Here is a 25881-nt window from a genome sequence, read left to right as displayed (position 1 = left end):
AGGAGGGGAGCGGCTGGATTGCCGGCTGAACCTTCTCAAAGGGAGAAGAATATAAACGATAGGGCCCGCATTTCGTTTCGAAATGCGGGCCCTTTGTTTGCTTTATCGGCTTTCGCGCAGCCAAGACACAGCCCTATAGAAGCACGGGGCCACCGGCGGAAAGGTATACGCAAAGTGGGGAAGGGCCTTTTCCTGGAGAGGCATAGCCCTGCCCGGATGAGGATTGCGCACAGATTTGGAAATTAGAGGGGCTAGCTAGGGGCCTTTCTGAAGCAGGCCTTGTCCCTCCAGAAAGGGCAGAGGGACGGGCGGGACCCCCTTGGGGAGCAGGACCGGCAAAAAAGGCTTATTGCCTGCGGGGCGCAAGCAATAAGCCTTTCCCAATCCTCCCAATGCATTCGGGCCGAACCCCTTTTATTGGAAGGTGTGTTGTTGCGGGAAGCCCGATAAAAGGTTTCCTCAAGGGCATCGGAGATGGGCTGCGTGGAAATGGACGGCTGTCCACACAGGGCACGTCCGGTGACGCCGGCCCTCAGGGTGGTAAACAGCGGCATGCCCTTTGGCCAACCGTTACCAGGCGGCCTTTATCCGACGACGATTTTGCCTTCTGGCAGGATAGCCCCTTTGTTGCGGGCACGCTTGATCGCGATGGCCAAGGCAAGGGAAATAGGGCCAACGCGCCCGATGAACATTGTCAAGCTCAAGACGAATTTTGAAATCCAATTTAAGGTCGGAGTTAAGCTGGCGGTCAGGCCGACGGTGCCAAATGCGGAGGTTGCTTCAAAAAGGGCGTCAATCGCGCTGATTGGATGGTCGTTTGTGGCAAGGATAACCCCTGTGGCAAAAAAGACGACCAACATCGAGACAGTTGTAATGGACAAGGCGCGGTAAACAGTGCCCTTTTCAATCCGGCGATGGTTTAACGTGGTATCTTCTTTACCAAACATGACGCTGACGACCGTAGCCACCAAGACTACGAATGTAGTCACCTTAATACCGCCGCCGGTACCGGCAGGCGCCGCACCGATGAACATCAAGATAACCGTCAGGAGTTTTGTGATATCGTGCTCACTGGCGATATCTACAGAGGCGAAACCCGCTGTACGTGCGCTGGTCGATTGGAAGAAGGAGACCAACAACTTTTGGAAGAAATTTTTCCCCTCCAGTGTGTTGTTCCATTCAAAAGCAAGGAAACCAACCGTACCGATGACAAGCAGGGCGACCGTCATGCAGATGGCGACGCGGGAATGCAGGTTTAGCGGCAAGCGTTTTTTCTTTTTCAAGCTGGGGAACAGCTTTGCATAATAAATATTATGGATCACAATAAATCCGAGGCCGCCCACAATGATCAATAGGGCCACAGGAATGCAAACTAATGGATCGTTCGCATATCCGATTAAGCTGTTGTCCGGCTTTTCAAAGCCAAGGATGTCAAAACCGGCATTGCAAAAAGCAGATATGGCGGTAAACACGGAGATCCATATTCCATGGGCGCCAAATTTGGGGACAAAACGGAGTGCAAGAACGGCTGCCCCGATCAACTCGCTGCTAAAGGTGAAGATCAAAATGGTCCGAACCAATTGATAGACGTCCATCGTATCACCGGAGGTGTTTTCCGACGCGAGCTGCAATTCGCGCAAGCCCAGCTTCCGGCGGGCGAGGAGAGTAAAGCCCGTTGTGAAGGTAATCACACCCAGGCCGCCGGTCTGGATCAAGAGGATAATCACAACCTGCCCGAACACGTTCCAGTGGGTCCAGGTGTCAAATGTGACCAGGCCGGTTACGCAGGTCGCGGAGGTCGCGGTAAACAGCGCGTCGATCACGGCGGTGAATTGCCCGCTGCGGCTTGTGATGGGGAGCGTCAGAAGCGTTGTACCGATCATGATCACAACAAAAAAGCTGACGACAATCAATCGGACGGGGGGGACAGATTTTAGACGTTTGAATAAGGAAAAGCTTTCTTGCAATTCGATCACCTCGAAATAGTCTTGTGGTTGACAGTTTATGTTCAGGACAGCCAGTTTTGGCTGCCCTTAACGGCTGGATAGGCGAAGCGGTCCATCGGTCAAATAGCGGGAAAGCCCTGTGCGTTCCATGAATACCGCCAGGGGCAAACCTAAGATATAGCAAACAGCCAGCTCCCCCAAGCCGACGGAAAGCGCAGAAGCGGCAAAACCGGCCCAAAGGAAACCTTCTGGGGCAAAGAACGCGATTTCTGCGCCGACGATGACGGCGTTAAAAACGACCGGCGGCAATGGCGCCAGCCAAGGGATATGTTTGATCCTTACATTCCGCAACATGTGGGTGGCTATGGCTGCCAATAGAGTGGCAAGCGTGCCAAAAATCATATCGGCCGCCCCATACCCACTGAACAGGTTGCTCAGCAGGCATCCAATGGTCAGCCCAGGGATTGCTGCGGGTGTGAACAAGGGTAAAATGGTGAGCGCTTCGGAAAACCGGAATTGGACCGGCCCATAGGCCAGGTTCATGGTGGCGGCCAGAAGCGTCAGGACCGTGTAGATGGCGGCAATCATGGCGCCCTGCGCCAGGAAAACCGTGCTTCGGGTTTGTTTTTTCATTTGAGATTCCTCCGTAGTTTTCTTTTAGGTCAGGAGTTTGCGACTGACCAGTGCCCAGCCCGCATGATCCATGCTGGACAGCCCCTATAATGTACTACAATTCGCGGAGAAAAGCAAGGTAAAAATGAACATTTTGTGAATCGTTTTAGCGGAGGGCAATGGCTCCCCGCAGCGCGTCGTTTTTGTGGCGGCCGCGGTTTCCGGAGGCAGGCGAAAACCCACGAAAAAACCGGGTGTTTTCAGGGGATAGCCTGCGGAATTTTGGGTGCGTATACCTTGTATAGAGCACAAAAAAGCCAAGCGCATGAATGCGCTTGGCTGGTATCAGAATTGCCTATATAGAATGTTGGCACCCCCTGGGCATCCGGATTGGGATGCGGTCAGGATGCTTCTTCTTCCTCCGCCTTTGGCGGGACGTGCTTTTCGATCAGGATCTTCGCAATCCGGCGGTCGTCCACCGCCAGGACGGTCAAGGTCAAGCAGTCGATGTCGATGCTCGGATGTTCCTCCGGCTTTGGGATGCGCCCCAGGTTTTCCACCATAAGGCCCGCGATGGTGTCGTATTCGCCCTCCGGCAGTTCGACGCCCACAAGGTCGGAAATTTCGTCGATCGGCGTGGTGCCGTCCACGGTAAACTTGTTCTCGTCCACCTGATAGATGTCCTCTTCCTCGTGGTCGTATTCGTCCTGGATATTGCCCACGATGGATTCCATCAGATCCTCCATGGTGATGAGGCCCTCGGTGCCGCCGTATTCGTCCACGATGATGGCGATTTGCAGCTTGCGCTCGATCATTTCAGCGAGGAGCTGGCTGCACTGCTTGGTCTCGGGCACAAAATAGACGCTTCGCATCAGGCTGGTCAGCGGGATGTGGTCGTCCGTCTGCTTCCCTACATATTTTAAAAGGTCTTTCACATAGATAATCCCGATGATGTTGTCGAGATCCTCGTGGTATACGGGGATGCGGGAAAAGCCGTCTTCCAAAGAGAGGTTCACAACATCCTGGATGGTTGCGGTGTCCTCCACCGCAGTGATGTCCGTACGGTGCGTCATCGCCTCGTCGATGGTCGCGTCGCTGAAATCGAAGATGTTCGAGATCATGTCCTTGGCGCTCTCCCCGATCACGCCGGTTTCTTCGCCCTGGTCCACCATCATGAGGATTTCTTCTTCGGTGACTGTCTGCTCATCTTTGTTGGGGTCATATCCCATCAATTTGAGCACGAAATTGGTCGATGCGGTCAGGAAGGAGATAAACGGGTGGAAAATGGAGGAGACCGCGTTTAAAATGCCGGAGAATTTAAAGGAAAGCGATTCCGCCCGCTGCATGGCGATCTTTTTCGGCACCAATTCGCCGAAGATCAACGAAAAATAGGAGAGCAGCAGGGTGACCAGGACGGTGGACACGCCAAAGAGGATATCGTGCGAAATGGGTATGAACGATAGCGCGTCGGCCAGTTTCCCGGCAAATGTTTGCGAAGCCGCTGCTGAGGTCAAGAAACCTGCCAATGTTACGCCGACCTGGATGGTGGCCAAAAAACGGCTGGAATCCTTGGTGAGCTTGAGGACGCGCTTAGCGCGCTTATCGCCCTCCTCTGCCATTTTGCGGACCTTGTTGTCGTTCAGGGTGATGACTGCGATCTCAGACGCTGCGAAAAACGCATTGACCAAGATCAAGATAATCAGCAGGATAATGGAAAACACAGAGAAGGATGATTCCGCCTGGGCGGGTTGGACACTCGTTGACAGCGGCCATAAATGGCCTGCGGGTTCCGGAGGCATAAATAAATTTTTCCCCTTTCGGCAGGTGAAAACCTGCATAGTATAAGAATAGTATGGTGATTCTTATTTTAGCCTATACCGAGGGGAGCTGTCAATCGCGATACAGCGGCATAATCCCTACGGAACGCCCATTTTGAAAAGTTATGCGCCGCTAGGGCGTTTTGGCGGAGCAAAGAGGATTGGCCCGGCCTGGGAAAGAAATTTTTCTATGGGGGCAAAACGAATATTCTGCGGAATTCTCTGGATAAATCCGGTTTTTTTCCTTTACATGCGCCATAAAAGATGCTAAAATTTAGATTGGTACAGTGTGGGTGTAAATTGTACCGGGAGATTACAAGATCCTTAAAAGGAGGAAAATATTAGAATGGCAAGACAAAGAAAAACCATGGACGGCAATACCGCCACCGCGCATGTATCGTATGCGTTTACGGACGTTGCCGCAATCTATCCGATCACCCCGTCTTCCCCGATGGCGGATGAGACGGACAAGTACGCTGCTGCAAACAGAAAGAATCTTTTCGGAAGAGAAGTACAGGTTACGGAGATGCAGTCCGAAGCAGGCGCTGCCGGTGCAGTGCATGGCTCCCTCGCGGCTGGCGCTTTGACCACCACTTACACCGCTTCCCAGGGTTTGCTCCTGATGATCCCGAATATGTATAAGATCGCAGGCGAATTCCTTCCGAGCGTTATTCATTGCTCCGCCCGTTCGCTGTCGACTCATGCGCTGTGCATCTTCGGCGATCACTCCGACGTGTATGCATGCCGTCAGACCGGCTATGCGATGCTCTGCTCCAACAGCCCGCAAGAGGCTATGGACCTGGGCGCTGTGGCGCACCTTGCTGCTATTAAGGGCCGCGTGCCGTTCCTCCATTTCTTCGACGGCTTCCGGACATCCCACGAGATTCAGAAGATTGAAGTATGGGATTACAAAGATCTGGCCGACATGCTCGATTGGGATGCGGTTGATGCGTTCCGCCGCCGTTCCCTGAACCCGGAGCATCCGGTCACCCGCGGCACTGCGCAGAACGACGACACGTTCTTCCAGGCGAGCGAGGCTGGCAACAAATATTACGACGAGCTGCCGGCCGTTGTGGTTGACTACATGAACCAGGTCAATGCAAAGATCGGCACCGATTACAAGCCCTTCAACTACTATGGCGCACCGGACGCAGAGCGCGTGATCGTCGCCATGGGTTCCGTCTGCGAATGCGCAGAAGAAGTGGTTGACTATCTGAACGCTGCCGGCGACAAGGTTGGCCTTGTAAAGGTTCACCTCTATCGTCCGTTTGTAGCAGAGTATCTGACGGACGTCCTGCCGGAGACGGTGAAGACGATTTCCGTTCTCGACCGCACCAGAGAGCCCGGTTCCATCGGCGAGCCGCTGTATCTGGATGTGCTGGCTGCTCTGTCCGGCACGAAGTTCGGCACCGTGAAGGTTTACACCGGCCGCTATGGCCTCGGTTCCAAGGATACCACCCCGGGCCAGATCGTCGCTGTATACCGCAACATGGAGTCCGAGACCCCGAAGAAGCGCTTCACCATTGGCATCGTGGACGATGTGACCAACCTCTCCCTTGAGATCAAGGAGAACCCGGACACCACGCCGAAGGGCATCACCTCCTGCAAGTTCTGGGGCCTGGGCGCAGACGGCACCGTCGGCGCAAACAAGAACTCCATCAAGATCATCGGCGACCACACCGATATGTATGCACAGGGCTATTTTGCCTATGACTCCAAGAAGTCCGGCGGCCTGACGGTTTCTCACCTGCGTTTTGGCGACAAGCCGATCAAGTCCACCTATTATATCAGCCAGGCTGACTTCGTAGCCTGCCATAAGCCGTCCTATGTCAACGAGTATGACATGGTTCAGGACGTTAAGCCGGGCGGCAGCTTCCTGCTGAACTGCCTGTGGAGCGATGAAGAGCTTGACCAGCACCTGCCGGCCAAGATGAAGAAGTATATCGCGGACAACAACATCAACTTCTACACCATCGACGGTGTGAAGCTGGGCAAGGAGATCGGCCTGGGTGGCCGCATCAACACCATCCTGCAGTCCGCATTCTTCAGCATCGCAAACATCATCCCGAAGGACCAGGCGATCCAGTACATGAAGGACGCCGCTACCAAGTCCTACAGCAAGAAGGGCGAGAAGATCGTCGCCATGAACCACGAGGCCATCGAGCGCGGCGCGAACGAGTACCACAAGGTCAATGTGCCGGAGTCCTGGAAGAACGCCGTGGACGAGGCGAAGGCCGACGTTGCCATCGAGGGCAATGCGGACACCGTGGCATATGTCAAGAACTTCTTGAATCCCTGCAACAAATACAAAGGCAATGAACTGCCGGTTTCCACGTTTGTCGACCTCGGCATGGAGGACGGCACGGCTCCGGCTGGCTCTTCCGCTTACGAGAAGCGCTGCATTGCAATCGATATTCCGGAATGGAACCCGCAGAACTGCATCCAGTGTAACTTCTGCTCCTATGTCTGCCCGCACGCGGTTATCCGCCCGGTCGCTCTGACAGAGGAAGAGGCCGCCAATGCACCGGCTGGCATGAAGTACAAGGACATGACCGGCATGCCGGGCATGAAGTTCGCAATGACCATTTCCGCGATGGACTGCTCCGGCTGCGGTTCCTGCGCACAGGTTTGCCCGGGCATGAAGGGCGAGAAGGCGCTCGTCATGAAGCCGATGGAGACCCAGCTGCAGAGCCAGGAAGGCTTCGAATATGGCCGCAAGATTGGCCCGAAACAGGAAGTCATCGACAAGTTCAAGGAGACCACCGTCAAGGGCAGCCAGTTCAAGCAGCCGCTGCTTGAATTCTCCGGCGCCTGCGCAGGCTGCGGCGAGACCCCGTATGCTAAGCTGGTCACCCAGCTGTTCGGCGACAGAATGTATATCGCCAACGCAACGGGCTGCTCCTCCATCTGGGGCGGTTCCGCACCGGCTACTCCGTACACCCGCAACGAGAAGGGACATGGCCCGGCATGGTCCAACTCCCTGTTTGAAGATAACGCAGAGTTCGGCTACGGCATGACGCTCGCTCAGAAGGCGATCCGCGGCAGATTGGCCGAATATGTTGAGCAGATCGCAGCTTCCGATAAGTCCTCCGCGGAGATGAAGGAAGCTTGCAAGAACTATCTGGATACCTTCGACGACAGCAAGCTCAACCGTGCGGCGACCGACGCTCTGATTCCGGAGCTGGAGAAGGCTGCTGCGGCTGGCTACGAGCTGTCCCAGAAGACCTTGAAGGACAAAGACTTCCTCGCGAAGAAGTCCATGTGGATCTTCGGCGGCGACGGCTGGGCATATGACATCGGCTTCGGCGGCCTGGATCACGTCATCGCTTCCGGCGAGAACGTCAACATCCTGGTATTCGACACCGAGGTTTATTCCAACACCGGCGGCCAGGCTTCCAAGTCCACCCCGATCGGCTCCGTGGCACAGTTCGCGGCAACCGGTAAGGCGACGAAGAAGAAGGATCTCCCGGCTATCGCAATGAGCTATGGCTATGTCTATGTTGCTCACGTTGCAATGGGCGCTGACTACAACCAGTGCATCAAGGCGATCACCGAGGCAGAAAGCTACAACGGCCCGTCCCTCATCATTGCGTATGCTCCCTGCATCAACCACGGCATCAAGGGCGGCATGAGCATTGCACAGAAGGAAGAGAAGAAGGCAGTTGAGGCTGGCTACTGGCAGAACTTCCGCTATGATCCGAGACTCAAGGAAGAGGGCAAGAATCCGTTCCATCTCGACAGCAAGGCGCCGACCGCCAGCTATCGTGACTTCATCATGGGCGAGGTTCGTTACAACTCCCTGACCCGTGCGTTCCCGGAGCGTGCAGAGAAGCTCTTCACAGAGGCAGAGAAGGTCGCGAAGGAGAACTACGAGCACCTCGAGAAGCTCTCCAAGGGCGAAATCGCAGAATAAATCGCATTCCCCCAGCAAATCCCTTTTTGACACAACAGGTGAAATCCCCTGCTGCATCACGCAGCAGGGGATTTTTTATGTTGCAATAGGAAATACGATTGGAACCCAATATTTGGTTTTGTTTTCCCATATCATTTTCAGAATCATTGGGAACATCCTCGAGAACCCCAGCGGAGCGTCCAGGAACACAGAAATGTTACACCACGCCAGAAATGATGGCGCACTCCATGCGTTAAAATACGGTTCTGCACGTAACACTGCTACTGGGGAAGGTGCGATAGCGAAGAAAGCAGATAGGAAATACAACAAATAGATATATCAAACTGAATTATACAATTTGTATACAATTAGAAAACCAGCGGCTTGAAAATCCAAGCCGCTGGTTTTCCGACAATTGTATTTCCGTAGGAATGGTACATTCAAGAGATCATAAAAGCGAATGAGCGATTTGTTTTTAAATGTCTGCGGGGTAAAAATACATGATACATGGAAGATTTCTTAGCGCTTTTTCCTCCATTTCAAAAGCAAGGAGGAATTGACGATGACGAGCACAGAGCCCGCATTATGGACCAGCGCGCCGACCACAGGGTTCAAAATGCCGGTCATCGCCAAGACGATCGCAATGAAATTTAGGGCCATGGAGAACGTCAGATTGCATTTGATGGTGACCATCATGCGCTTTGCCAGGCGCAAAAGGTGGGGCAGCTCCTTGATGTCGTCGTTGACCAGCGCGATGTCGGCGGCGTCCACGGCGATGTCGCTTCCCACGCCGCCCATGGCAATGCCCACATACGCCTTTTTCAGTGCGGGTGCATCGTTGATGCCGTCCCCGATCATGCAGACATAATGCCGCTCCTTCTGGTAGGCGCCAATCCAGTGTAGCTTGTCCTCCGGCAGGCAGCCCGCATGGACCTCGTCGATTTCGAGCTGTTGGGCGATGGTCTGAGCAGCATTCTCGTGGTCGCCGGTCAGTAGGACGGGGGTGACGCCTGCCTCCTTTACAGCGCGGATCATCGCTTTGGCGTCCTCGCGCAGCGTATCGGAGAGCGCAAGGAATCCCGCGAGGGTGTGATCGATCGCCAGATAGATGACCGTGCACCCCTGGCCGAGATACCGGCCGGCCGGTTCTTTCGCCGCACGAGTCGGAATATTTTCCTCCGCGAGCAGTTCCCCATTTCCTGCCAGGACTTCCTTTCCGCCGATCCGCGCCTTTACGCCCCGCCCCGGGAGCATTTGGAATTGGTCAACCGGGGAGAGTTCCTGTTTGCCTTTGCTGCCATAGCTGGACACAATCGCCTTTCCCAAGGGATGCTCGGAGTGCGATTCGACGCTGGCCGCGTAGAGGAACAGGTCCTCCTTTGCAAAATGGTCCGAAAGGCTGTGGACGGCGACGACCTCCGGTTTCCCATAGGTGAGCGTCCCCGTTTTGTCAAACGTGATCTTGGAGACGGACGCAAGCCGCTCCAAAGCGTCGCCCTCGCGCACGAGAAAGCTGTGTTTGGTGGCATTCCCAATCGCGGCCATGATGGCGGTGGGGGTGGCCAAGACCAGGGCGCAGGGACAAAAGACCACCAGAATGGTCACCGCCCGGATGATCTCCCCGGTGATCAGCCAGGTCAAGGCGGCTGCGCTGAGGGCAATCACAACAATCCAGGTTGCCCACCGGTCTGCAATGCCGACAATCTTCGCTTTCCCGGCGTCTGCCGACTGCACCAGGCGGATCATGCGCTGGATGGAGCTGTCCTCTCCCACCTTGGTCGCCTTCATATCGAAGGAACCGAATTGGTTGACGGTCCCGCTGGATACCGGGTCACCGGGATGTTTGTCCACGGGCAGGGACTCGCCGGTCATGACCGCCTGGTTGATCGACGTTTCGCCGGAGACGATCTTCCCGTCCACCGGGATGGTTTCCCCGGGGAGGACGCGGAGCAGGTCGCCCACGCAAACCTGTTCGGCGGGGATGATTTCCTCCTGGCCGCCGGCAAGCCTGCGGGCGGTCTGGGGGGTTAGATGGACCAGCTTTTCGATGCCGGCGCGCGCTTTTGCGACGGTCAGATCCTCCAAAAGGGCGCCCAGCTGCATGATAAACGCGATCTCACCGGCGGCGAAATCTTCCCCAATGAGCACCGAGGCGATCAAAGCGATGGACACCAGCACATCGGCCTTGATGTCAAAGGCGGTTACGAGGCCGATAAAGGCTTCCAAAAGAATGGGGACGCCGCAAAGGATAATCGCAACCCAGGCGGCGTCAAAGGGGAGGGGAAGCAGATGGAAAATGCTGATGACTAAGGAAATCCCGGAGAGAACAAGACAGGCGATGTCTTTTTTCAGCCCGCCCCATTCTAAAAACCGTTCCAATGCTTGCATAGAGCACCCTTCTTTCTATACCTATGGGGGTATATGTATATAATACCTATACGGGTATAGGTTGTCAAGTATGCAAAAAATTTTTTAGAAAGAGGTGCGTGCGGATTGGGCAAATGGATGATTGCCAGAAGGGCACAGAAATCTTATAGTGGGGGTAAGAAATGAAAATAGAGCGTAATCTTTATAGGGCGTTTTGTGAGGGGCATGCAAAAGAAGCGGGGGATATTTTCCAAATCCAGAGCATGGAAATAAAAAGCACCGGCCGTTTTGTACAGCCGGTGTGCAAAATCATGTCATGTTGGAAAAGCGTTCAACCGCTTTTGTAAAGTTCTCGATGGTCTTGTCTGCGTCCCCGTGTTCGATCCCATCGCGTACACAGTGCTGGATATGGCCCTCCAAAACAACCTGGCCGACCTTGTGCAGCGCTGATTTTGCAGCATTGATCTGGGAAAGAACGTCCTCGCAGGGGACGTCTTCGTCGACCATCCGATCGATGGCCTGCACCTGGCCGATGATCTTTTTCAAACGGCGGTGCAAATTATCCGCGTCCATACATTGTCTCATCCTTCACGCCTCCTGTGCAACTTAGGGATATGAATCTATTATTCGCGAAAAGTTTGTGTTTGTCAAGGGCCGCTGTGCCGGATGGACTGGCGCAGGCGCGGGGCAATTTACGACCGGCCGGCTGCCGTGCGCAATCTTTTTGGTTGCACTGCGCTTTGCGCAAAACAGAACGGACCGCATGGGGCGATGGCCGCCATACGGTCCGAGGAAATCATAGAAAACAATGGCTGAAACTTGGCATAGCGCCGAAAAAGGCACGGACAGCGCTGGTACAGACTGCCCGATAGATCATCCTTCGACGGTGACGGAACAAAGCCGGATGGGGGCTTGTCCATCAAAGGTCGCATAGAGGTTGGTGCTTCCCGGGGCCAGCCCCTGCACCGAGAGCAGATACGTGCCGCTGCGGAACCGCAGCCCGGCGGTGGAGAGAATGGTCCCGTCGCCGGTGGTAAAGGTGGGGACGGCGAGGGCTCCGGATGGCTGGAACGCAAAGGTATACGAGCTTCCCTGCGCAAGGGAGAGCGTATCCGGCGTGTCGGAGGTCAAAGCGGGGACACCGCTGCCCGGGTTAGCCAGGAAGATCGCGCAATATTCGTCCAGGGTGAGGCCAAGGCTGTGGATTTCCGCCGCCGCCTTTTTCCCCACATAGCGCCAGTGCCATTCCTCCGTCTTATAGCCGGTGATCGCCTGTTTCCCCTCAGGATAGTGGATGATAAACCCGTATTTATAGATATTGTCCTTCGCCCATTGGTACTCCGCCGTCTCGCCAAAACGGTTGTAGGGGAGCGAGGCGTTTTTGACGTCCACCACCAGGCCCGTTTGGTGGTCCGAATGGCCGGCGCGCGAGCTGTAGACGTCTGCGCCCTCCGTCCCGTCCTGGGCGGCGTATTGAGAATAGAGGGATTCCTGCCGGGCATAGCTGCGGTAGGCGGATTGCGCCAGGATAGTGTATCCCTCTTTTTTCGCATCCGCACAGAGCTGTTCAAAGGCGCCGGCCGCCTCGGAACGCATTTGATTGGAGACACCCACAGCAACCCGGGACGAAAGCGGGCGCAAATCGGAAGGTTCATAGCCGTCCGGAAGTTTCCAATATTTGTTGCAAAGCGCCAACAGGCCGGCAGGGTCGCTGACGGTCTGAATGTTGGTGTAAAACGGATGGTCCAGGCCGATGTTCACATAGGTGACAACGTCCCAGGGGGACATCTCCGGGTGTGCGGACTGGTAGCTCAAATAGCGCTCTTGATTGGCCGCAATATAGTGTAGGCAAGCAGAAAGCGATTCCTGCGGCGTGGGTTCCGCAAAATCAGCGGATAAGTGAATTTCGGTGGATTTCTGCACGGTTTGTCCCACCCTTTGCGCGAGCTCGAGCGGATTGTTGCGGTAGACCGCCGCACCGCTGGCGCTTTGACAGGAGGTGAGCAATAAAGCAGCTGCCACAGGAAGAAGAATCCACTTGTTTTTCATAACCGTTCTTTCACCTTTCTACCCTTTCACTCAGAAACCATTCCATATAGAATTTATGATACCGGATGCCAGCCAAAATTTCAACCGAAAATATGTGAATAATTTTCCAACATTTGCAGAAAAAATGCCGTGGCTTTTCTCGAAATCAGGTGATCCCGATTGAAAATTGACGGTTTCATTATAGCATAGTTTGCTGTGACTGTCTTCCTAAAAACTTTGGGAATATCGGGCCCTTTTTTTTGGAAGCGCTTCCCCCAGCGCCCCAAAAAACGTGTATAATGAAAGAAAAGTGCTTGAGGGTGGAAGGCGATGTTGATTGGGACTTCAAAAGGGCTGCCGGGGGAATTTTTATTGTTGTTCACCCTCCTGATTTGGGTGCTGTTTTTCCTGGTCTATCTTGGGAACCGGCACAACCGGCTGAACCGTTGGTGCTTTATCAGCGGGATGTGCTTCAGCATGGGCGTATTCAAAGAGTACCTCTATTTTACGCTGTTCCCAGCGGTCATGCAGGCGTGGCCCGGATGGATGACCGAGGAGCTCTCCCTGGATATTTATTCTGTGCTCACGGCGGTGTTGTACTATTTCGCCATGCCCGCCGCCCTGGTGTTTGGCTTCTATTTCAGCCGTATGGATGAGCGCCGCCCAAAGCTTTTCCGTTGGGCGCGCATAGGGGTCTTTGTGCCGGCGCTGCTGTTTGGCGTCTTTTATCCCTATCTGGAAACCCGCTACTACCAGCTGTACGACCGGACGTACTATCTTTGTGCAGCCCTCTACAACTGGCTTTACGGGGTCCTGCTGACGGTTTTGCTGCTCGGAACGCTTTGGCGGGAGCGGCGGACAGCCGTATACCGGCAGAAAAAGATGGTGGCCATCCTGGTCTTGGTGCCGATCTGGTATCAATTAATCAGCGCATTCCTGATTCACCTGTTGGACCTGAAGGGCCTTTTTAAGGCGTGGCAGGGAAACTTGCCGATTATCCTGTTCCTGATTATCTTCTATTTATACAATGCCTTCAAAGGCGGATTTATGGGTGCGCGCTTCCAACATGAATCGTATGAATGGAATCAGGACGGCAAATTGGTGAACCAAAGCGCGCAGTTCTTACGGCATATGCTGAAGAATGAAGTGGTCAAAATCGAATGGTGCGCCCAAAATATCCAACAGTCCGCGCCGGAGGAAGCAGCGGATTATGCCGACATCATCCTGCGGTCGACCACGCGCTTGAAGGAGCTGTCCGGCAAAGCGCTCCACTATTCCAAAGACATCGTCCTGAACCGGCAGGTGCTGCAAATAGCCCCGCTTTTGGAGGCCTGTGCAGCGGATTACCGGAAGCTCTCTCCGGGGGTCCAGGTGGAGGTCCGCTGTGGGGAGGGGGACGAATTGTTCTGTGACCGGGCGCATCTGACGGAGGTGCTCAACAACCTGTTGAACAACGCTGGGGAGGCCATGCGCGGACAAGGCAGCATCACCGTGGAGGGGAAGCCCACAGGCCGTGGGTATCAGATCTGCGTGTCCGATACCGGGGACGGCATCGCAAAGGAACATTTGGGGCAGCTGTTTAGCCCGTATTACACGACCAAAACCAGCGGCCATCACATCGGGCTGGGGCTCTATTACTGCCGGAATGTGATGCGCAAGCACGGGGGCAGCATTCAAGCCCGGCAGAACGAAACGCGCGGGACAACGTTTGTACTGCGTTTCCCAGGGGAATAAAGGTTGAGAAGGAGGATTGGGGTGAAGGACGGAACAATCGGCGTCCTGGTGGTTGAGGACGACGACGATTTTTGCTTTTTGATCGGCGACACATTGGGCCGGGAACCCGACATGCGGATCTTGGGGAGTACGGCCAGCGGCGAGGAGGCGGTGTATCTGGCCCAAAGGCTCGACCCAGACATTGTGTTGATGGATTTAAACCTCTCCTTAGAGGAATTGGACGGCATCGAAGCGGCGCGCAAAATCCGCCTGTATACGCGCGCGAAGGTGATCCTTGTGACTGCCTTTGAAGCGCAGTCCATTGTGATCGACGCCTGTAAGCGTTCGTTTGCTTCGTCCTATGTGTTTAAAAGTCAGTTTAGTATCCTGACAGAGACTGTGCGGCAGACGGCGGAGGGCCCGACGCCGCAGGAGTATCTGATTGCTTCCCTGATTTTGGCCGACCTTTCGCCAGCGGAGCAATCGGTCTGCCTGATGATGCTGGGGAGGGACGTCCACTTGCAGTCCTCCCAAAAGACCATTGCGAACCAGAAGACCGCGCTTCTCAAAAAGCTGGGATTAAAAAGCCAAAAAGAGTTGGAGCACCTTTTTCACGGGATGCAGGTATAGAATGATAAAACGTCCGCGGCCCATTTACGGCGCACGGACGTTTTTGCGCCTTATGGGGCGCAAGGCGCGCCGGGCAGAGGGAGAAAAAACAAGTTTGGAATGCAAAGCAAATGATGCCCCCACCGATTGACAACGGTCGATCCTGTGGTACAATATATGGTATGCGGCATGGGAGATGCCTGGAATGGATGGAAGACGCGGGCGCCAAAAAGGGGACGGGCCCGCAGCCATAGAAATCAATATAGGAGGAACGTTCATGGGAGTTTCGGAAAATGCGCGGCTGGTGTTGGAGAAGCGCTATTTAATCAAGGATGCGGACGGGAAGGCGATTGAGAGTGTGGACGGCATGTTCCAGCGCGTGGCGGGGGCGATTGCGGCCTCCGACCTGCTGCACGACAAAAACGCCGACGTGGAGCGGACCAAGAAGACCTTTTACGATATGATGACCAACCTGGAATTCCTGCCGAATTCCCCGACGCTGATGAACGCGGGCAGGCCGCTCGGCCAGCTCTCCGCGTGCTTTGTGCTGCCGGTGGAGGACAGCATGGACGAGATCTTCGAAGCGATCAAGCAGGCGGCCCTGATCCACAAGAGCGGCGGCGGGACGGGCTTTTCGTTTTCCCGCCTGCGCCAGAAGGGGAGCACGGTCAACTCCACGGGCGGCGTGGCCTCCGGCCCGATCAGCTTTATGAAGGTGTTCAACATGGCGACAGAGGCGGTCAAGCAGGGCGGGACGCGCCGCGGCGCCAATATGGGCATTTTGCGCGTGGATCATCCGGATATTTTGGAGTTCATCGACTGCAAGAGCAACAATTCCGAGATCAACAATTTCAATATTTCCGTCGGCCTCACAGAGAAATTTATGAATGCGGTGGAGTCCGGCGGGGATTATGAGCTGGTTGACCCGCACACCCGGAAAGTGGTGCAGAAGCTGCGCGCACGGGATGTGTTTGAGCGCATCGTGGACGCGGCATGGCGCAACGGCGAACCGGGGATCATCTTCCTGGACCGCCTGAACCGCGACAACATCGTCCCCTCCCAGGGGGAGATCGAATCCACAAACCCGTGCGGGGAGCAGCCGCTGCTGCCGTATGAGTCGTGCAATCTGGGGTCGATCAACCTGACAAAGATGCTCAAGGAAGAGGACGGCGTCTATTCCTTTGACTGGAAGAAACTGGAGCGCACCGCGAAGGACGCGGTCCATTTCCTGGACAATGTGATCGACGCGAACAAGTACCCGCTCGAGAACATCGACCGCGTGACCAAGCAGACCCGGAAGATCGGCTTGGGCGTGATGGGCTGGGCGGACAGCCTGCTCCGGATGGGCATCCCGTACAACTCCCAGGAAGCGGTGGCGCTCGGGGAAAAGGTGATGAAATTCATCACCGCCTGTGGCCGCGAAGAGAGCGCGGCCCTCGCGGTACAGCGCGGCGCGTTCCCGCTGTTTGAAGAGAGCATTTTGCCGCAGGATACGCCGCAGCGCAACGGGACGATCAGCACGATTGCGCCCACCGGCACCCTCTCGATCATCGCGGGGTGCTCTTCCGGCGTGGAGCCGGTGTTCGGCTATGTGTTTATCCGCAACATCATGGACGGGACCGAGATGGTCGAGGTCAACCCCATCCTCCGGGAGGAATTGGAAAAGCGCGGCCTGTACTCCGAAGGGCTGATGCGGCGGATCGCCAAGGAGGGCACCATCGCCCACATCGAGGAGCTTCCGGAGGACCTGCGCCGGGTGTTTGTCTCGGCGCACGACATCAGCCCGGAGGATCACATCCGGATGCAGGCGGCCTTCCAGCGCGGCACGGACAATGCGGTCTCCAAGACGGTCAATTTCCGCCACGATGCAACGCGGGAGGAGGTCGCGGAGGTGTACAGCCTGGCGTTCCATCTGGGCTGCAAGGGCGTGACGATCTACCGCGACGGCAGCCGCAGCGAGCAGGTGCTCAACATCGGCAAGGTCAACAGGGAGGGCGAGGGGAAGGAGCCGCAGGACGGCGCAGCCGCGCCCATTGTCCCGCGTCCCCGCCCGGACCTGGTGCAGGGCGTGACCGAGCGCATGCAGATCGGCTGCGGGAACCTCTATGTCACGGTCAACTACGACGACAAGGGCATCTGCGAGGTCTTCACGAACACCGGCAAGGCGGGCGGATGCCCGTCCCAGAGCGAAGCGACCGCGCGCCTGGTTTCGATCTCCCTGCGCAGCGGCATCGACGTCAAGACGATCGTCAACCAGCTGCGCGGCATCCGCTGCCCGTCCACCATCCGGCAGCCGGGGCTCAAGTGCACGTCCTGCCCGGACGCAATTGCGCGCGTGATCGAAAAAGTCTGGAACCAGCAGGTGGAGCTGGGGCACTGGAAGGAATTCGCGCCCCCGGCCCCGAAGCCGCGCGGCACGGTGGACATCGCCGGCCGGATGCACTTCTGTCCGGAGTGCGGCGCAAAGCTGGAGCACGAGGGCGGCTGCGTCACCTGCCGCCAGTGCGGATATTCCCATTGCTCCTGACCAGGGATTTGATCGACAAACATTCTATAAAGATAGAAAAACAGGCCCGTTCCGGAAACAAACGCCGGAACGGGCCTGCTGCGCTATTTGGAATTGGTATGAAAAAAGAGTTCCGAAGGCGGGGGCTATTTTCAGGCGGATGGAACCCGTCCCGGGATGTGTCCGCCGGAAGAAAGGGCCGCTATTCTTCCGCTTGGGCTTCCTTTAACAGCGAGGGGAATTCCTGCAAACGGACGGCCTTTCCCATGACAACGCCCTGTTCATTGCGGTAATAACAGATGGCCAAGGGGTTCCCATCGGCGTCCTCGGTCAAGGAGGCGCAGCTGGAGGGGCCGAGCGAACCGTCCCCCAGCAAGAGCTCCGGGTCAAAGGTCTCACTGTAGCCGCCGAAGGAATAGTGGGCCATCCCGTCCTCGTCGTAGGTGACCGCCTGTTCTGAGCCCGGTATGACCGTCCCGTTGGCGATCGCATCCGCCCAATCGTCCGTACCGGTTGCCCCGCTGGATTCCTGGGAATCGTCCTCCCACGGTTCCAGAAGGGTTTCCAGGTAGGCGTCCGCCTCGGCGCGGTCCGCCTTCGCTGGGTCGAGCGGCAGGTCGAACAGGGCGCAAGCGCCGCTGTAATCCGGGTTGGTCGTGATCTCCCCGGTTTCCTCGTCGTAGGTAAAGGCGTTTTTGTCGTAAAAATCGCTGGTGCTCACGCAGAGGTATAGCCCGCGGTCCGCGAACATCTCGATGTCGTCGCATTCGATCAGGCGGTAAAGGACGCCGCCTTCGGCAAATTCCGTGTAACCGCCGTTCATGGTGGTGATGTTCACCTGCCAGGGCTTTTGCCCCTTGATTAAGGGCGAGACAAAGAACGACTCCGAGCCGTCCGCTGCCATGGCTGTCCCGTCCGTTTTGGCGATGGCCAGGACCGCATAGGTGCGCTTGGGGTTCACTTGGGAATCCGATTGGAAGCCGCTCAAGTTTTCTCCCGAGGCGATGCCCAAGAACGAAAAGGTATAGCCGCCGGAGGCGACGGTTTGATTCACGGAGACCGCATCCCCGCTTTCAAAGGCACGGGCGAGGTTGGACATGCCGGAGTGTTCGGCGGCCTCCCCAGCGGATAGGAACCGCCAGGATGCAAAGCCGGTGATGGACAGGGCGAGGACCAACGCCGCAACAAGCGCGGCCGCCAGCGGCCGCTTTTTGGAAAACCGTTTCATAGTCTGTTCCTCCTGTACACGGTTTCGGATGGTTTGGTTCAATTGGTCAGAAGGGAACTCTTTTGGTGCGAGCGCCTGCTGCAGCAGGCGGTTCAGATCGGATTCATTCATGATCGGCAGCCTCCAAACATTTCAGGATTGCTTGACGTGCATGGTATAACCGGCTTTTGACCGTCCCTTTGGGGAGCTTCAGCAGAGAGGCGATCTCCTCGATGGGCAGTTCCGCCGTATAGTAGAGATACAGCGGGACCCGGTGCGCGTCGTCCAACGCTTCTACGGCCCGCCGGACCATTTCCGCTTGTTCGCGGGCGATGGCGATCTCTTCCGGCTGGTCCTCTTTGGCCCCGGCGAAACGCCCTTGCAGGCCGTCCTCCGGCAGGGATTCCATGGGGGCAATGCGCTGCCGCCGGGCAAATTTCCGCCGCTTGTCCCTCCACAGGCGGAGGGCGATCGCGAGCAAAAAGGCCTTTGGATTGTCGTACCGGTCAATTTTGTGGCACAGTTCAGTGGCCTTCAGAAAGGTCTCCTGGTAGAGATCTTCCGCGTCGGGCCGGTTGGCGGCCAACCGGCAGCAAAAGCTGTAGACGGCCGCGCCATGCAGGCGAATGAGTTCGTTCAATTCCTGTATATTCAATGTTGCTTCATCCTTTGTTCGAACGAGAGGATTTTCAGGGGAGAGTCCCTTCACTCCCTATATGGTCGCGGGGAAGGGGACGGTTCAAATTTTGCAAAAATTTTGCGGATCCCGCAGCTGGCCTGGTGCTTGTAGGAAAGCGCCCCATGGGAATGGCAGCGGCCACCTAGGACGGGCTGCAAATATACAAAAATCCCGCGGATACGGCTATTGAAGGCCGTGCCCGCGGGAAATTTATTCCTCAGAGGGAATGAGGTTTTTGTATTCGTGGACCTTTTCAAGAAATTCCGGCCACCGGTTGTTGTCCCGGATGGTCTGGGGGCAATTTTTGTCCATAAAGTCCGCGTGCTGTTTGACGTCGCCAAGCTGGAGGCCGTATGTATCGAGCAGGTAGGCGGTCAGCCGCGCCGCGTTGTCAAAGGTTTTTTCGAAGTCGCCGTCCGCGTTGACACAGAGCTCCACGCCGATGCCGCAGAGGTTTCCGCCGTCGCGCGTGCGCTGGTCGCCCGCATGCCAGGCGATTTCATCGTCCGGGATGTGGTGATAAATCTGGTGGTCGTCCACGGTATAGTGCCAGGAGGTGTCGCCGCTCTTCCCGCTCAACAGATAGGCGCTGTGGCCCGCGGCGTCGGAACCTTCGGCGGTGTTGCCCGTCTCATGGATTACCACATATTTGATGGTGCGCCGTTCCCCGGGGCGGGCGGGCAAGGTCTCCGGAAGCAGCTCCGTGTGGACGGGGATGCCAAAGATCTCCTCTGGGTAGACGCTCTCCTGCGGCTCCGGCTGGTGGCTGTTCACAACCGTCACCACCAGGAAGGCCGCCACGACCACAACAAAAACAAGGATGGGTACTGCGATGGCCCATCTGCGCCATGCAGCACCCCGTAGATCGGTTTGCATACTGTATTCGCTCTCCCAATGGCCCATAAAAGGGCTTCCCTTATTTTGTAAATTAATACTCAATCCCCCGCCGCGCGGCAACTCCAACGTCGTAGGGATGCTTTACCTTGCGGATCTCCGAAACGTAATCTGCGAGGGCCATGAATTCCTCCGGCGGGTTGCGGCCGGTTAGGACCAATTCCAGATGGGGCGGCTTGTGCTCCACGAAGTCGAGCAGCGCCTCCGTATCCAGCATGCCTGTGGAGAGCGCCCCAAAGCACTCGTCCAGCACCAGAAGGTCGCATTCCCCGGCCTCGGCCGCCCGGCGCGCCTGCGCCAGCATCTGCGCGCTTCGCTGCGCGGCCTCCTGCCGCTCCGCTTCGTTCATCTGAAACGTAAATTTGACCACCTTCGGGGCAGGGATCAACGAAAACCCGGGGAGCAGGCGGAGGGAAGAGAGCTCTCCGGACGAATCGTCCTTTAAGAACTGGGCGAGGAGCACTCTTTGACCGCAGCCACAGGCCCGTGCACATAGACCGACTGCGGCGGTGGTTTTCCCCTTCCCATCGCCGCAGTAAATGTGAATCAACCCTTTTTCCATACAGACCTCCCGCTTAGGAAATTTTTGTAAGAGCCCCCGTCTCGGACTGGAAATGAAAGATTTCCCCGGATGCTTTGGCCAGGAACAGGCCGTCCGGCGCGGGCAAAAGCTGGCAGAAATCGTCCGCCCCGCCAGCGGTATTGGTCAGGACAAGCCGGTTGTCCCCGGTGGACAGGTCAAACGCATAGATCGCGTTTGACGCGGAAGCGTCGGAGGCCGCCAATGTGTAGTAGACGATCCCGCCGGACACAGCCGGTTGGTAGAGGACGCGGCCGTCCACCAGCTTCCTGGCGCCGCCCCCGTTTGTCTGCACAGCACAGAGATTCGATTGGGCGTCTATGAAGAACAGCTCGCCCTCCCAGAGATAAAACGGGACGGATGTGTAGTTGGCGGTGAGGCGGCGCGGCTGGCCGCCGGACGCGGGCAGCGCATAGAAGCCGTCTTCCGTGGAGAAGTAGATGACCCCGTTCTCCGCGAGAAGGGCCTGGGTAATCTTGCCGCCGGTAGAACCTCCGGTGGCGGTAAACAAAATCTGCTCGGTTGTTCCATCCGGCGTGACGCGCAGGATGGCATAGGGGGCATCGCTGCCGGAGGACGGGTTGCTGTTGTTGGCGAACAGATAGAGATACCCGCTGTCTGCGCCGAACACGCGCAGCGTAAAGGAGGATGTGCCGAGAAGCGCCTCCCCGGAGAAATCGCGCACCAGGGAGGTTCCATGATACAGTTTATTCTCCGATGTGTAAGAATATCCGCCGTTGGCAGCAAGCAGGCTGTCGGCGTTTGAAACCCCTGTGTCGGACAGGGTGGTTCCGTCCCAGACCATCAGTTTCCCGCCGTTTTCGCTGGAGGGATCCGGCTGAAAGTACAGCGTCCCGCCGTCCGCAGAGAACAGCGCCTGCCCGGCATCCTCCGGGGTGGAGCGGAGCATCACGCCGGGGGTTGGCGATTGATCCATGGCCTCGCTGCCGCCGGCCCCTTCCTGTACCGGCATGGGGTTCTCCTCCTGGAAAACCTGCGGGGCGCAGGAGGAATTCGCTGTGGGGGTGCCGGTGTCCGGCGGCACGGCCCCGCTTGAGGCGGTGTCCTGGACTTGCTTTTCTACGGCAGCGTCCTGGCTGGAAATGGACGCCTGCTCTTCCACTTCGCCATCCGCCGCCCCGCCCAGGGAGGCAGCCTCCGGAATGCAGCCTTCATCCATGCGGTCCTCTGCGGGGTTCCCGGCGGTAAGGGCTGCTTCCGGTTCCCCCGCCTCGGGTTCTGCTTCGCCGGCTTCTGCCCCACCGTCTAGCCCGCCGTTCCCGCCCGCCTCATCATATTGCATGACCGCAGCGGTATCGTTGCTCTTTGTGGATAAGGAGGGCTGTGTCAAATACAAAACAGGGAATACGCCGACCACCAGCAGGAGCAGCAGGGCGAAACAGACCTGCGCCGCCGGACGGCGGTAAAAGGGCTTTGCGCGCCAGACGTCTTTCACAGCCTGCTTTTCCTGCGCCTGTTCCATGCGTTTTTTCGCCAGTTCCAGCGTGCGCTGCTCGAAGTCCTCCGGAAGCCGGAGGTGGTTCATGGCGGCGCGATAGAGTTCGGTGTTTTCCTGCGGCCCACGGCCTTCGTCCTGTTTCATTCGTCAAACCCTCCTTTCAAACTCTTTTTTAAAGCGGCGCGCCCGCGCGCCAGCCAGGTGCCCACCGTGGCGGGCTTTTTATGTAGAAGTTCTGCGATTTCATTGATGCTGTAGCCTTCATAATAGTGAAGATGAATCACATTTCGATAATTTTGTGGCAAAGCCAGGACCGCCTGCATAACGCCGGTTTCCTCCTCGGGCAGATAGCTGAGGTCTTCCGAGAGCCCTTCGGTGTGGCGGTTCCAAAAGCTTTTGACATGGTTCTTGCAGCGGTTGATGGTAACACGGATCAACCACGCTTTTTCGTGCTCTTCGCTGTCAAACTGCGGACGCTTTGTAAGCACGCTGATAAAAACCTCCTGCGCAATGTCCTGGGCGTCCTGTAGGTTTTTTACATTGGAGAAAGCGATGCGCAGTACCATAGAAGAATATTTTTGCAGCAGTTCGGTGAATTCCGCCTGCTCCTTCTGTTCCACCTCGCGTCCTCCTCTCCTCTAGTAATAATACAAACTACACGGCCGAAACTTTTCAAGGGTTGACAAATTCCGCCGGTAGCTGAAATTCTTCCCAAAGGGCGGTAGGCCCCAGGGAAGTCCATGCAATTGTCTCTATTATAAAAGAAAGAGGCGGTTTATACAAGGGCACGCAGGCAACCGTCCGCCTCTGAAAAAATTTCCAGGATCAAGCGCGCCCCCAGGCGGACTCCGTCGATGAAGGATTCCTCGCAGGAGAGGGACTGGATATCCAGGTTGTGCTGGACCAGGGCGGCATAGAGCTGCTTTTCCGCGCTGGTGAGCAGGGGCAGAAGTTTTTCCTCCGTCTCGGTGAGATCGTTGACCAGACGGCCATAGGGCGAGTCGGGGAGGAACGCCTTTCCGCTGGGATTGAGATTCCCATAATAGAGGTCTTGCAGGATGGTTTTCATGGTGGATGCTCCTTTCTAGCTTATTAAGCTTAATAATATTATAAAGCTTATGTGAGTTGTATGCAAGTCCATCAGGCAATATAATAAAGAAAGAGAGAAAGGAGCGGTGAGATGGGTGATTTAAAATATCGGGAACGCCTATCCTCTTCGGTGGATAAGGGGCTATATAGAGCGATCCGCAAGTATTCCATTGAGACACGGATTCCCCTTTCAAAATTACTGGATGAAGCGATCGAAGATTTTTTGAAGAAGAACGGCGTTTCCTATGAGATAGAAGACAATCTGAGAAGAAACCTGTAACATAAGTGAAAGCAAGATCCTTTTCAGAAAAGGAATGCAGGGAAATTGCCGACGCACTTGGCTGCGAATACGAGGGATTTTTCTTCTTGGAAAACGGCAATCGCATATAGTGCGTTCCTGAAAAGGGGCGGCAGAAGAACCAGCCGGGCACGGATTCGTGCCCGGCTGGTGTGCGTTTCCAGCTAAAAAACAAGCTCTGGAACGGGAGAATACGCTTAGCAAAACCAGAAAAGGATATTCGCGCATGGAATACAGGGATTCTTTTGCAAGTTATCAGGAAAACATAAAATAGTCTTCACACAGCGGTCACATTGCACTGGCATAATAAAATCACACCGAGGGGGACGGAAGGAACCCAAGGGATGACCAAGAATACAAACCATTTGAATAAATATGAAGATTTCTGGGAAAGGAAATGAGCTTATGTATAATCCGAACGAAATGGACAATACTTTGAACGAAGGATTGAACAATCCCGAAAATAGAAATCAGGAGGCGGACGCCACTTCTACGGAGCAGGCCCAATTTGAAAACGCATCGGAAGAGCCCACCAGCGAAGCGGTGCAGGATGCTTCTGAAAGCGCCCAAGAGGCGGACCATTACGAAAGCCAAGCTTCCAATGAAGCCCATACCGAACAAACACAGGCGCCGTCTTATACGTCCGCTTACACCAATCCGTCCAACGGCTATTCCAATTATCAAGCCAATTACAGCCAGCAGCCGTACAACGCATACCACCAATCGCAGGGGAATCCATCCTACTCTCCTTACGGTGGGTATTCCGGCAGCGCCAATGGACAAAGCGATTACAGCGAGCACCAAAGCCAGGTAATGTGGCAGGGCGACTATTACCACAGCTATCAGAACCCATACGCACAGGCAGCTCAGAAGCCGCAAAAGCCGAAAAAAGAAAAGAAGCCGATGTCCAAAGGCAAAAAGACAGCCCTGAAGGTTGTAGCCGGCGTGATGGCGTGCTTGATGGTTTCCGTCGGCTCCATCGGCGGCTTTGTCGCCCTGATTAACAATGGTTATATCTCCGTCAATAACTCTGGGAACTCCACAGAACCGGCGTTTACCATCAACAAACTGGTGGACAACAATCAGCCGGCCAGCACGGTATCCGGTGAACTGACTCCCCAAGAGGTGGCAAAGAAGGTCATCCCGTCTGTGGTATGCATCCAGAATTATCAGAGAAGCAACAATAATTCGATGTTCTTCTTCGGTGGAGGGGCGCAGAACGGTGACGCGGGCGATGAAGTCTCTCCGGTGAGCGAGGGTTCCGGCATCATTGCGACAAGCGATGGCTATATCATCACCAACGCCCACGTGGTGGAGGGTGCCTCTTCCCTGAAAGTGATTTTGTCGGACGGCACAAGCTATGAGGCGCAGCTGGTTGGCAGCGACAGCATCACCGATTTGGCCGTCATTAAGATCGATGCAACTGGTCTGCAAGCCGCAGAATTTGGTTCCTCCGGCGATTTGGAGGTTGGCGACAGCGTCATGGCAATCGGCAACCCGGGCGGCTTGGAACTGAGCTCCAGTGTGACGCAGGGCATCGTTTCCGCCCTGAACCGCCAGATTACCAACAGTGAAACCGGCTACACGATGGATTGCATCCAGACCGATACCGCCATTAACCCCGGCAACTCCGGCGGCGCACTGGTCAACATGTATGGCCAGGTGGTTGGTATCAACTCCAGCAAAATCGTGGCGGAAGGCTTTGAGGGATTGGGCTTTGCGATCCCGATCGACGATGCACAGTCCGTCATCAGCAATTTGAAGGAATACGGCTATGTGAAAGACAGAGCGGTGCTTGGCATTACCGGCCAGTATTTGGACAGCATGTCGGCCCGTTTCTATGGCCTGACCCCCGGCATGTATGTGGCCTCCATCAGCAACGAATCCGTTTCCAACGCAGGCATCACACAGGGGTGCATCATCACAAAGATTGATGATACGGACATCACAAGCAGCAGCACCATCACTTCGTATGTAAGCAAGAAGAAGCCGGGCGACAAAGTGACGCTGACGGTAGTAAACGATCTGACCGACCGCACATTCACGGCAGATGTAACGCTGGTACAGGCCAGCGGCCAATAATCGATTACAAGACTCTTTTTCATAAATTCTTCCTTATCCAAACCGGGAGGGGCGGGGCCGAAAGGCTCCGCCCCTTTCGGTTTGGCGCATTTTGCGCGTTGTG

At 56.0% G+C, this 25881-nt stretch carries 19 protein-coding genes; 6 read left to right on the top strand and 13 right to left on the bottom strand.

Translation table 11 applies throughout. From position 1 onward, the window contains the following. Positions 1-584: 584 nt before the first annotated feature. The 3 genes from I2G69_RS06220 to I2G69_RS06210 all read right to left on the bottom strand — a co-directional run bounded on the left by I2G69_RS06220 (position 585) and on the right by I2G69_RS06210 (position 4279). Entirely contained in the window at positions 585-1976 is a 1392-nt protein-coding gene (locus I2G69_RS06220) for a TrkH family potassium uptake protein (protein ID WP_237966914.1), read from the bottom strand. Between the two features lie 57 nt (positions 1977-2033). Next, positions 2034-2579, bottom strand: a complete 546-nt coding sequence (locus I2G69_RS06215) for a QueT transporter family protein (RefSeq protein ID WP_087231084.1) — start codon at positions 2577-2579, stop codon at positions 2034-2036. 380 nt (positions 2580-2959) lie between these two features. Continuing rightward, positions 2960-4279 (bottom strand): hemolysin family protein, encoded by a 1320-nt coding sequence (locus I2G69_RS06210; protein ID WP_330610134.1) that lies wholly within the window; start codon positions 4277-4279, stop codon positions 2960-2962. Between the two features lie 442 nt (positions 4280-4721). Between I2G69_RS06210 and nifJ the strand changes: the two genes are divergently transcribed. Next, positions 4722-8288, top strand: a complete 3567-nt coding sequence (gene nifJ, locus I2G69_RS06205) for a pyruvate:ferredoxin (flavodoxin) oxidoreductase (RefSeq protein ID WP_195560424.1) — start codon at positions 4722-4724, stop codon at positions 8286-8288. A 498-nt stretch (positions 8289-8786) separates the two neighbouring features. On the opposite strand, the gene I2G69_RS06200 is transcribed toward nifJ, so the two are convergent. From I2G69_RS06200 to I2G69_RS06190, 3 genes are all read right to left on the bottom strand, one after another. Continuing rightward, a complete protein-coding gene (locus I2G69_RS06200) occupies positions 8787-10655 on the bottom strand; it encodes a heavy metal translocating P-type ATPase (protein ID WP_195560423.1) in 1869 nt (622 codons plus the stop codon). Positions 10656-10943: 288 nt separating this feature from the next. Further along, a complete protein-coding gene (locus I2G69_RS06195; RefSeq protein WP_087231095.1) occupies positions 10944-11219 on the bottom strand; it encodes a metal-sensing transcriptional repressor in 276 nt (91 codons plus the stop codon). A gap of 288 nt (positions 11220-11507) precedes the next feature. Then, a complete protein-coding gene (locus tag I2G69_RS06190; RefSeq protein WP_195560422.1) occupies positions 11508-12683 on the bottom strand; it encodes a M15 family metallopeptidase in 1176 nt (391 codons plus the stop codon). Between the two features lie 309 nt (positions 12684-12992). Between I2G69_RS06190 and I2G69_RS06185 the strand changes: the two genes are divergently transcribed. The 3 genes from I2G69_RS06185 to I2G69_RS06175 all read left to right on the top strand — a co-directional run bounded on the left by I2G69_RS06185 (position 12993) and on the right by I2G69_RS06175 (position 17511). Next, the gene (locus tag I2G69_RS06185; protein WP_195560421.1) at positions 12993-14396 is read left to right on the top strand and encodes a sensor histidine kinase; all 1404 of its coding nucleotides are present in this window, start codon (positions 12993-12995) and stop codon (positions 14394-14396) included. 21 nt (positions 14397-14417) lie between these two features. Continuing rightward, complete coding sequence (locus tag I2G69_RS06180; protein ID WP_087231104.1) at positions 14418-15005, top strand: response regulator; 588 nt, start codon at positions 14418-14420, stop codon at positions 15003-15005. Positions 15006-15261: 256 nt separating this feature from the next. Further along, the gene (locus I2G69_RS06175) at positions 15262-17511 is read left to right on the top strand and encodes a vitamin B12-dependent ribonucleotide reductase (protein WP_195560420.1); all 2250 of its coding nucleotides are present in this window, start codon (positions 15262-15264) and stop codon (positions 17509-17511) included. A gap of 181 nt (positions 17512-17692) precedes the next feature. Here I2G69_RS06175 and I2G69_RS06170 read toward each other — a convergent pair whose 3' ends face one another. From I2G69_RS06170 to I2G69_RS06140, 7 genes are all read right to left on the bottom strand, one after another. Beyond that, positions 17693-18829, bottom strand: a complete 1137-nt coding sequence (locus I2G69_RS06170) for a hypothetical protein (protein WP_195560419.1) — start codon at positions 18827-18829, stop codon at positions 17693-17695. After that, positions 18822-19352 carry an RNA polymerase sigma factor gene (locus tag I2G69_RS06165; RefSeq protein WP_195560418.1) on the bottom strand — a complete coding sequence of 177 codons (531 nt, stop codon included), beginning with the start codon at positions 19350-19352 and terminating at the stop codon, positions 18822-18824. Before I2G69_RS06165 ends, I2G69_RS06170 begins: the two co-directional genes overlap by 8 nt. 234 nt (positions 19353-19586) lie before the next feature. Next, on the bottom strand, positions 19587-20279 hold the full coding sequence (locus I2G69_RS06160; RefSeq protein WP_207740551.1) for a peptidoglycan recognition protein family protein: 693 nt from the start codon (positions 20277-20279) through the stop codon (positions 19587-19589). Between the two features lie 25 nt (positions 20280-20304). Continuing rightward, a complete protein-coding gene (locus I2G69_RS06155) occupies positions 20305-20832 on the bottom strand; it encodes a cob(I)yrinic acid a,c-diamide adenosyltransferase (RefSeq protein ID WP_191448510.1) in 528 nt (175 codons plus the stop codon). A gap of 13 nt (positions 20833-20845) precedes the next feature. Further along, positions 20846-22453, bottom strand: a complete 1608-nt coding sequence (locus tag I2G69_RS06150) for a DUF5050 domain-containing protein (protein WP_195560416.1) — start codon at positions 22451-22453, stop codon at positions 20846-20848. Further along, positions 22450-22929, bottom strand: a complete 480-nt coding sequence (locus I2G69_RS06145) for an RNA polymerase sigma factor (RefSeq protein WP_237966906.1) — start codon at positions 22927-22929, stop codon at positions 22450-22452. Before I2G69_RS06145 ends, I2G69_RS06150 begins: the two co-directional genes overlap by 4 nt. A 155-nt stretch (positions 22930-23084) precedes the next feature. Next, positions 23085-23378, bottom strand: a complete 294-nt coding sequence (locus I2G69_RS06140; protein ID WP_087231124.1) for a DUF6809 family protein — start codon at positions 23376-23378, stop codon at positions 23085-23087. Between the two features lie 111 nt (positions 23379-23489). Here I2G69_RS06140 and I2G69_RS06135 point away from each other — a divergent pair, with 111 nt between their 5' ends. Together I2G69_RS06135 and I2G69_RS06130 are read left to right on the top strand one after the other, a co-directional pair. Beyond that, on the top strand, positions 23490-23678 hold the full coding sequence (locus I2G69_RS06135; RefSeq protein ID WP_087231127.1) for a ribbon-helix-helix domain-containing protein: 189 nt from the start codon (positions 23490-23492) through the stop codon (positions 23676-23678). Positions 23679-24101: 423 nt separating this feature from the next. Next, complete coding sequence (locus tag I2G69_RS06130) at positions 24102-25778, top strand: S1C family serine protease (RefSeq protein WP_243254861.1); 1677 nt, start codon at positions 24102-24104, stop codon at positions 25776-25778. Positions 25779-25881: the final 103 nt, after the last annotated feature.

It is taken from the genome of Anaeromassilibacillus sp. D41t1_190614_C2, assembly GCF_015558525.1.
Taxonomy (GTDB): domain Bacteria; phylum Bacillota; class Clostridia; order Oscillospirales; family Acutalibacteraceae; genus Anaeromassilibacillus; species Anaeromassilibacillus stercoravium.
Note: the sequence above shows the minus strand (reverse complement) of the source record. Positions and strands in the feature narration are given on the sequence as shown.